Raw genomic sequence first — 7,847 nt, forward strand, 5'->3', positions numbered from 1 at the left:
CGCAACGGGCTTACGTGGCGGGGCCGCGGGGCGGCCGGCCGCGCCTCCGCCACGTAAGCACTCGGGTAAGCTACATTCGTGCCCACAAAAAAATGCTGACCCCGTGGATAACCGCGCCCTGACCCGCGCCTTCAAGCTGGCCGCCCAGCTGATGGAGCTGCACGACGAAAACCCCTTTAAAATCCGCGCCATCGAAGGCACGGCCAACGCCCTCGACGCCCTGAGCTTTCCGGTGGCAGAGGTGGAGCGCGCCGGCCTGCCCGACCGCACCGGCCTGAGCAAGACCGCCGCCGCCAAAGTGGCCGAGCTGCTCGATACCGGCACGTTTTCGGACCTGCAGCGCCTGCTCGATGTCACGCCGCCCGGCGTGGTCGAGATGCTGGGCATCAAGGGCATTGGCCCGAAGAAAATCCGCGCCCTGTGGCGGGAGCTGGGCATCGAAACCACCGGGCAGCTGCGCGAAGCCGCCGAAAGCGACCAGGTGAGCAAGCTCAAGGGCTTCGGCAAAAAGACCCAGGAAGGCATTCTCGAAGCCATGGAATTTGCCGGCCAGAGCAAGGGCAAGCTGCTCTACCCGCAGGCCGAAACCCTGGCCGACGACCTTGCCCGGCACCTGCGCGAAACCCTGCACACCGGGCAGGTGGCCGTGGCCGGCGAAATCCGCCGCCGCCTCGAAACCGTGGAAACCGTGCGGCTGGTGGTGGCAACGGACAAGCGCGAAAAAGCGCATCAGCTGCTCAACGGCCTGGCCGGCCTCACGCCCGACCCGCGCCGCTCGGGCCCGTTTGCCTGGCGCGGCACGGCTACCGAGTCGGGGGTGCACGTGGAAGTGCTGCTGGTGGCGCCCGAGGATTTCACCACCGAAGTATTTCTGAATTCGGCCGCGCCCGGGCACCTGGACGAAACCATTCAGCCATCCACCCATTCAGCCATTCAGCCATTCACCTTGCGCCAGTGGGCGCGGCGCGAGAAGTTCCAGCAGGAAGAGGCGCTTTATGAGAAAGCCGGCCTGCAGTTCATTGTGCCCGAGCTGCGCGAGGGCCGGGGCGAAATAGCTCTCGCTGCCGAGAAAAAGCTGCCCCGCCTGCTCGAAGACGGCGACCTGCGCGGCTCGCTGCACAACCACAGCACCTGGTCCGACGGCAACCACAGCATCCGCGAGATGGCCACCTGGCTGCGCGACCACGGCTACGAGTACCTCGGTCTGTGCGACCACAGCCAGGCCGCTCACTACGCCAACGGCCTGAGCGCGGAGCGCGTGCGCCAGCAGCACCGCGAAATCGACCAGTTGAATGCCGAGCTGGCCCCGTTCCGCATTTTCAAAGGCATTGAGAGCGACATCCTCAGCGACGGCGCGCTCGACTACCCCGGCGACGTGCTCGCCAGCTTCGACTTCATCGTGGCCAGCGTCCATTCCAACCTGAAAATGGACGAGCGTAAGGCTACCGAGCGCCTGCTCCGCGCCATCGAAAACCCCTACACCACCATGCTGGGGCACCCCACGGGCCGCCTGCTGCTGCGCCGCCAGGGCTACCCCATCGATTACAAGGCGGTTATCGATGCCTGCGCCAAGCACCAGGTCATCATCGAAATCAACGCCAACCCCTGGCGGCTGGACCTGGACTGGCGCTGGGTGCGCTACGCCCTGGACCAGGGCGTGATGCTCAGCATCAACCCCGATGCCCACCACACCAACGGCTACGAAGACATGCGCTATGGCGTGCTGATGGGCCGCAAAGGCCATCTGACGAAGGAAATGACTTTCAACGCCAGGACGGTGCAGGAAGTGGCGGCCTATTTTGAGGCGCGTAAGGCGAACATCAAGCCGCCGCTGGAATACAAGAAGTCGTTGTTCGAATAGCGTGAAAATCCTCGTTCTCCGCTTTTCCTCCATCGGCGACATTGTGCTCACCACGCCCGTGCTGCGGGCGCTGGCGCAGCAAGTGCCGGGCGCGGAGGTGCACATGGCCACCAAGCCCGCCTACCGCAGCCTGCTGGAGCCCAACCCGTACATCGCCAAAGTGCACTGCCTGACCGGCAGCCTGGGCGAGCTGGTGGCGCAGCTGAAAGCCGAGCGGTTCGACTACGTGGTTGACCTGCACCACAACCTGCGTACCCGCCTCATCAAGCTGCGGCTGGGCGTGAAATCGAGCAGCTTCGACAAGCTGAACTGGCAGAAGTGGCTGCTGGTCAACTTCAAAATCAACCGCCTGCCCGACGTGCACATTGTGCAGCGCTACCTGGCCGCCGCTGCGCCGCTGGGCGTGAAGGACGACGGCCGGGGCCTCGATTATTTCATTCCAGAAAATCAGGAAATCGCGCCAGACACGCTGCCCGCGCCGTTTCGGCAGGGGTACGTGGCCGTGGCCATTGGCGCACAGCACGCCACCAAGCGCCTGCCGCCGGAGAAGCTGGTGGAGCTGTGCCGGCGCCTGGCCCCGCGCCCCATCATGCTACTGGGTGGCCCCGAAGATGCCCCGGCCGCCGAGGCCATCATCAAGGCCATGGCCGAAAACAATTCACCCATTCACCCATCCACCCATTCACCCATTGAAAACGGCTGCGGGCGCTACTCGCTGCATCAGTCGGCCTCGCTGGTGCGGCAGGCGCAATTTGTGGTGAGCCACGATACCGGGCTGATGCACATTGCCGCCGCCTTTGGCAAGCCGGTTTTCAGCGTGTGGGGCAACACGGTGCCGGAGTTCGGCATGTACCCGTTTCGCACCGAGCACCAAAATCTGGAAGTGCAGGGGCTGAGCTGCCGGCCCTGCTCCAAAATTGGCTTTGCGAAGTGCCCTCAGGGGCATTTCAGGTGCATGCGCGAGCAGGTGCTGGACCTGAGCTGGCCAGTCATTCCAGCCAATCGTTGAGAATTCAGGTTGCAGACGGCAGTAGTTCCAATACCAGAACCACGGCATCGTTGCTCAACGCTTCCAATTCAAATTCTGCGGTATCCCACAGCGCCAGGCCATCTTTTTCGTGCATCAGGCGGCCTTCAACCTCAAACGCGCCGGCCAGCACAAAAGCATACACGCTTGCCGCTGGGCTGGAAGGCCGGTAAATGGCCTCTCGGCGTCCTGCAAACTGGCCTATGCTTGCCGCCAGCGGCCGGCCCGGCGCAGCCAGAAATAAGGGCATCAAGGCGCTTGGTGAATCGGCAAAGCGAAAAGGTGCTTGCTGTGCCGTCACTGCCGAAACCGGCGCATCGGCCAGCAGCCAGATGTGTAGAAAGCCCACCAGCTCCGTCGCAAACGGGTTGCCGACCTGCAGCACGCTGCCGGCGGGCAGCGTGAGCAGCAAGGTTTCCTCAACCCCGATGGTCGTTGCCGGCATCCCGGCGCAGCCCAGCTCCACGGCCCCGGCCAGCGGCATGATGAGGACGTGCGACGCCTCAGCCACCGTGAAATGCAAGGTGTGATTGCCGGCCAGGGTTTCCTCATTCAGCCCGTAGAGCCGGCCAAACGGCCCTTTGTGCGCGTGCGCCCACGGCCCGAAATTAAACGTGCTGTACCGCCGGAACCGGTCCGATTCGGTCAGGCCCCGCTCGGCGGCAAGGAAGATTTTACCCGGCGTTTGCGGTATCATCGGACGTAGGCGCTTGAATGGCGTGAATGCTGAGGAAAGGCTGTAGCGGCACGAGGTGCGTGAGCGTTTCGCCCGCCGGGCCGGGTGCGGCCCCGGCTTCCGACACGAGCAGAAACTGCCCCACGGTAGCGTGCCACACCAGCGGCTCCGAAAAGAAATTGATGGCGACTTGGTGCTTGCGCTGGTCGTTGATATCGGAGTTAATCAGCTCAAAATGAAACTGCCTGAACCGCAGAAAATGCCGCCCCAGGTTATCCAGAATGTCCGGCACCCGCTCGTTGAGCTGCTGGAGGTAGCCCGTCACGGCCCCGCTCACCAGAAAGTGCAGGCGGTTGGCCGTGGGCACGTAGTGCAGCAATTCGCCGAAGGACTGGTAGCGGCTGCCGGGGTTGAAATTCTGGGCCTGCATCCGAAACTCCCGGTAGCTGTCGTTCCACACCAGCTTGTCCCAGGGCCGGGTGGCCGTGGCGTCGATGATTTTGCGGTAGCATAGCGTGATGATGCGGTCGGGCATGGCGGAAATGTTGCGTGTTGAAGGCTGGGTTTTAAGGGCAAAAACAGTGTTAGAACGTCCGCTCAAAACGCAGTCTTCGACACGTAAACCCGTTGGTTTACGCCGGTACCGCCAGCGCCCAGGCCAGCTGGAAGCCCGCCGTGGTGCTGCCCGTCACGGTGGCCAGCTCCAGCGCCACGCCGTCGCTGAATACGTTGTCGGAGGCGTTGGAGGTGTAGCCGCTCAGGCCTTTGGCGTAGCCGTTCACGGCGGCCACGGCCGTGCCCGTGCCTTCGGGAAAGGCAATCTGGGTGACTTTCAGCGACGTGCCGCTGGCCGAATAAACGTGGACGTGGATGTGCGTGGCGCGGCCCGAATACCAGCCGGGGAAAATGCTGGTGAAGGTGACCTGCCCGGCCGCGTTGGTCACCTGCCGGCCGCGCAGGAAGTGCACGCTGGTGTAGTTGGTGGCCTGCATGCCCGAGCCGCCGTACTCCGAATAGTTGCCTTCGGCATCGCAATGCCAGATATCGACCAACGCGCCGGCCAGCGCCGCGCAGCTGGCGTTGCTGTTCGTGACGGTGATGTTGATGGTCAGCGCGTAGCCGGTTTTGCCATCGGTGATGTCGCTGCGCAGGTAGGCCGAGGGCGTGTGCGTGGGGAATGGGCCTTCGGTTTCCGTCGGGGCCACGGTGCAGCTGCCCGAGCCGGTGCTGGTGCCGGTAGTGCCGGTAGTACCGGTGGTGCCCGAGCTGCTGGAAGCAGGCGAAACGCTGTCGTCTTTGCTGCAGGCCGAAAGCAGGGCCGGTACCGAGGCGGCGCCTACGAAGAGGCTTTTCAGAAAATATTTTCTTTCCATGACGGGGCGGGTTGGAATGACGGTGAAGAATGAATGAGTTTGCAGACTGACTACCCAAATTTGCACTCGTTCATTCCCGCCAATGCCCCCGAGTCGGCCGTTGCCCGCGTTGCATCGACGGTTGAGCCGTTTCAGCCGGAGAATGCGGCAATAGGAGTTTTCCGACCCGGCCCCGGGCCGTTGGTCGATTATTTTCGGCAATTCCCTACCTTCACTCCATGTCCGAACCCTGCCAGCACCTCCGAGCCCTCACCAGCCTCAAAACCGATTCTCAACACCTTTGCCCCGAGTGTGTGGCCCTCGGCGATACCTGGGTGCACCTGCGCGTGTGCCAGGACTGCGGCCACGTCGGCTGCTGCGACCAGTCCAAGAACAAGCACGCCACCAAGCACTTCCATGCCACGCAGCACCCCGTCATCGCCTCCGCCGAGCGCGGCGAGCGGTGGCTCTGGTGCTACGTGCACGAGGAAATGGCCGAATACTAAGCCATGAAAATGGCTGGCGTAATAACTCAAACTCCAGCACAGTATATTTGCTAAGCAAAAAATAAGGGGCCGAACCTCACGGCCCAGCCCCTTACCCTACTTAATTCAGTGTTCGGCGGCTGTTAAGGCTCCACCGCCCACCAGAAACCAAAGAAGCCATTTTACCAGCCCTTCGGGTATTCGGAAGTCAAGCTTGAACTTAACCTCCGATTTTGCACGTTCCTTTTCCATCTGATTAAGAAGATTAGGTGTGTCAGCACCTGCTTCTTGAACCCTCGGTTGTTACCAGCAGCCGGGGGTTCGCCGTTTATAGGCAACCGCGTTGGCGAGGTGTTTCCCGTGCGTTGTGCCAAAGGTAACGGCACGTTGTCTGAAAGGTGTAAAACACAAAAGCATCGGAATACCCGGCTGGATTTTCCGCCGGGTATTCCGATGCAGCGGCAGGCAGGCAGGCAGGCAGGCAGGCAGGCAGGTGCCTACCCAATCTTGCTGAAGCCGCAGTAGCTGTGCAGCACCTCCGGCAGCGCGATGCCGTCGGCGGTCTGGTTGTTTTCGAGCAGCGCGGCCACGATGCGCGGCAGGGCCAGGGCCGAGCCGTTGAGTGTGTGCAGCAGCTGGGTTTTGCCGCCCTCGGCGCGGTAGCGGCACTTCAGGCGGTTGGCCTGGTAGGTTTCGAAGTTCGAAGCCGAGCTTACTTCGAGCCAGCGGCCCTGGGCGGCGCTCCACACTTCAAGGTCATACGTCAGGGCGCTGGTGAAGCCCATGTCGCCGCCGCAGAGGCGCAGCACGCGGTAGGGGAGGCCCAGCTTTTGGAGCAGGCCTTCGATGTGGGCCACCATGGTATCGAGGGCGGCGTAGCTGTGCTCCGGCTCCGTAATCTGCACGATTTCCACCTTGTCGAACTGGTGCAGGCGGTTGAGGCCGCGCACATCGGCCCCCCACGAGCCGGCCTCGCGGCGGAAGCAGGGCGTGTGGCCGGCGATGCGAATGGGCAGCTTATCGGTCGGAATAATCTCGTCGCGGTAAATATTCGTCAACGGTACCTCCGCCGTCGGAATCAGGTACAAGTCATCCTTGGCGTCGTGGTACATCTGGCCCTCCTTATCGGGCAGCTGGCCGGTGCCGTAGCCGCTGGCCTCGTTCACCAGAATCGGGGGCTGCATCTCGGTGTAGCCGGCCGCCCGGGCCTCATCCAGGAAAAAGTTGATGAGCGCGCGCTGCAAGCGGGCCCCCTGGCCTTTGTAGACCGGGAAGCCTGCGCCGGTGATTTTATTGCCCAGTTCGAAGTCGATGATGTCGTACTTCTTAATCAGGTCCCAGTGCGGCTGCGCGTTGGGCCCCAGCTCGGGCCTGGCGCCGTGCTCGCGCACCACCTCGTTGTCGGCGGCCGAGCGGCCTTCGGGCACGCTGGCGTGGGGCAGGTTGGGCAGCTTGTAGAGCAGCTGCTGCTGGGCCTGCTCCACCTGGGCCAGCTCGGCGGCGGCGGCCTGGGTGTGCTGCTTCAGCTCGGCGGTGCGTAGCTTCAGGGTTTCGGCCCCGGCCTTGTCGCCCGATTTCATGAGGCCGCCGATTTGGCGGGCCAACTCGTTGGCTTCGGCCTGGGAGGCGTCGTGGCTGGTTTGGAGGGCGCGGCGGCGCTGGTCGAGGTCGAGGATGGCGGCCACGTCGGCTTCGGCGGTGGCGTAGCGTTTTTTGGCGAGGCCGGCCAGCACAAGGTCGGTCTGGTCGCGGAGAACGGAAAGTTGCAGCATGGAGCAAGTTGGGGTAAGCCGGGCAAAGGTCGTAAGTAAAACCGACCGGCACCACAGGCCGGCTGCCAGACCGCCGCCGCCGGGGTGCAACTTATTTCCGGCCCGCCGTGGTTTAATCCCCAAACTGCCTGCATCCGATTTGGCAGTTTGTTCGTAATGCGCTAACATTGCGCTAGCAACCGGCCGCCGTGGCTGGGTCAGCGGGCCGTAGCGCCCGCCTCCGGCCCGTCTTTGCTGATTCTCCAGCGGCCCCATTCTGCACCTCATTTTCCTGTTTGTTCATTGCGCGCCGCGCTGCTATTGTTCAATAGCCCGCGCCTTCTGCGAATGTTATTTCTGCGGCCTTGCCGCCCCCGTCCCATAGTTGGCTTTTGGCACCCCTTCCGGTCCAGCATGGGCAGTTAGCCCCTCTCGCATTCCGCCAGATATTTCCCACCAATCCCCTTTATGCACACCCTCAACGAGTTGAAGGACCGGCTGCTGTCCGACCTCAAAGAAATTGCCGAGCAACTGAACGTCGGCAACTTTAAACGACTCAGCAAGCAGGATTTGATTTACAAAATCCTCGACCAGCAGGCCCTGAACCCCAGCCCCGCCGAACCAGCGGCACCGGCTCCAACTCCCGCCGCGGCGGCCCCCGCGCCGGCGGCCGCCGCCAAACCGGCCGCCGCGCC

The 7,847-nt window shown here is 63.1% G+C and carries 9 protein-coding genes; 4 read left to right on the forward strand and 5 right to left on the reverse strand.

Annotation, left to right across the window (positions count from 1 at the left end; translation table 11 throughout):
• Positions 1–103: 103 nt before the first annotated feature.
• Together polX and ACYVHT_RS16295 are read left to right on the forward strand one after the other, a co-directional pair.
• Positions 104–1,861: a DNA polymerase/3'-5' exonuclease PolX gene (polX, locus tag ACYVHT_RS16290; protein WP_460554098.1), complete on the forward strand. Its 1,758-nt coding sequence runs from the start codon at positions 104–106 to the stop codon at positions 1,859–1,861.
• A 1-nt stretch (position 1,862) separates the two neighbouring features.
• Positions 1,863–2,870 carry a glycosyltransferase family 9 protein gene (locus ACYVHT_RS16295; RefSeq protein ID WP_460554101.1) on the forward strand — a complete coding sequence of 336 codons (1,008 nt, stop codon included), beginning with the start codon at positions 1,863–1,865 and terminating at the stop codon, positions 2,868–2,870.
• Between the two features lie 4 nt (positions 2,871–2,874).
• Here the strand turns inward: ACYVHT_RS16295 and ACYVHT_RS16300 are convergent, their stop codons facing one another.
• The 3 genes from ACYVHT_RS16300 to ACYVHT_RS16310 all read right to left on the reverse strand — a co-directional run bounded on the left by ACYVHT_RS16300 (position 2,875) and on the right by ACYVHT_RS16310 (position 4,937).
• Complete coding sequence (locus tag ACYVHT_RS16300; protein ID WP_460554104.1) at positions 2,875–3,585, reverse strand: pirin family protein; 711 nt, start codon at positions 3,583–3,585, stop codon at positions 2,875–2,877.
• Positions 3,563–4,099 carry a hypothetical protein gene (locus ACYVHT_RS16305; protein WP_460554107.1) on the reverse strand — a complete coding sequence of 179 codons (537 nt, stop codon included), beginning with the start codon at positions 4,097–4,099 and terminating at the stop codon, positions 3,563–3,565. The genes ACYVHT_RS16300 and ACYVHT_RS16305 overlap by 23 nt, the downstream gene beginning before the upstream one ends.
• Positions 4,100–4,196: 97 nt before the next feature.
• Positions 4,197–4,937, reverse strand: coding sequence for a peptidase associated/transthyretin-like domain-containing protein (locus tag ACYVHT_RS16310; protein ID WP_460554110.1), 741 nt, complete (start codon positions 4,935–4,937; stop codon positions 4,197–4,199).
• A 218-nt stretch (positions 4,938–5,155) separates the two neighbouring features.
• On the opposite strand from ACYVHT_RS16310, the gene ACYVHT_RS16315 reads away from it, so the two are divergent.
• Positions 5,156–5,422, forward strand: coding sequence for a UBP-type zinc finger domain-containing protein (locus ACYVHT_RS16315; protein WP_460554113.1), 267 nt, complete (start codon positions 5,156–5,158; stop codon positions 5,420–5,422).
• A gap of 105 nt (positions 5,423–5,527) precedes the next feature.
• Here ACYVHT_RS16315 and ACYVHT_RS16320 read toward each other — a convergent pair whose 3' ends face one another.
• Together ACYVHT_RS16320 and serS are read right to left on the reverse strand one after the other, a co-directional pair.
• Positions 5,528–5,653, reverse strand: coding sequence for a hypothetical protein (locus tag ACYVHT_RS16320; RefSeq protein WP_460554116.1), 126 nt, complete (start codon positions 5,651–5,653; stop codon positions 5,528–5,530).
• A 245-nt stretch (positions 5,654–5,898) separates the two neighbouring features.
• Positions 5,899–7,173 carry a serine--tRNA ligase gene (serS, locus tag ACYVHT_RS16325; RefSeq protein WP_460554119.1) on the reverse strand — a complete coding sequence of 425 codons (1,275 nt, stop codon included), beginning with the start codon at positions 7,171–7,173 and terminating at the stop codon, positions 5,899–5,901.
• A 447-nt stretch (positions 7,174–7,620) separates the two neighbouring features.
• On the opposite strand from serS, the gene ACYVHT_RS16330 reads away from it, so the two are divergent.
• On the forward strand, positions 7,621–7,847 hold a 227-nt coding region (locus tag ACYVHT_RS16330; RefSeq protein ID WP_460554122.1), incomplete at its 3' end, for a Rho termination factor N-terminal domain-containing protein.

Source organism: Hymenobacter daeguensis (assembly GCF_054780555.1).

What these genes read in the sequence shown, in the direction of transcription:
- ACYVHT_RS16300 (WP_460554104.1), bottom strand. Translation starts at nt 3,585, where the DNA reads ATGATACCGCAAACGCCGGGTAAAATCTTCCTTGCCGCCGAGCGGGGC.
- ACYVHT_RS16305 (WP_460554107.1), bottom strand. Translation starts at nt 4,099, where the DNA reads ATGCCCGACCGCATCATCACGCTATGCTACCGCAAAATCATCGACGCC.
- ACYVHT_RS16310 (WP_460554110.1), bottom strand. Translation starts at nt 4,937, where the DNA reads ATGGAAAGAAAATATTTTCTGAAAAGCCTCTTCGTAGGCGCCGCCTCG.
- ACYVHT_RS16315 (WP_460554113.1), top strand. Translation starts at nt 5,156, where the DNA reads ATGTCCGAACCCTGCCAGCACCTCCGAGCCCTCACCAGCCTCAAAACC.
- ACYVHT_RS16320 (WP_460554116.1), bottom strand. Translation starts at nt 5,653, where the DNA reads ATGGAAAAGGAACGTGCAAAATCGGAGGTTAAGTTCAAGCTTGACTTC.
- serS (WP_460554119.1), bottom strand. Translation starts at nt 7,173, where the DNA reads ATGCTGCAACTTTCCGTTCTCCGCGACCAGACCGACCTTGTGCTGGCC.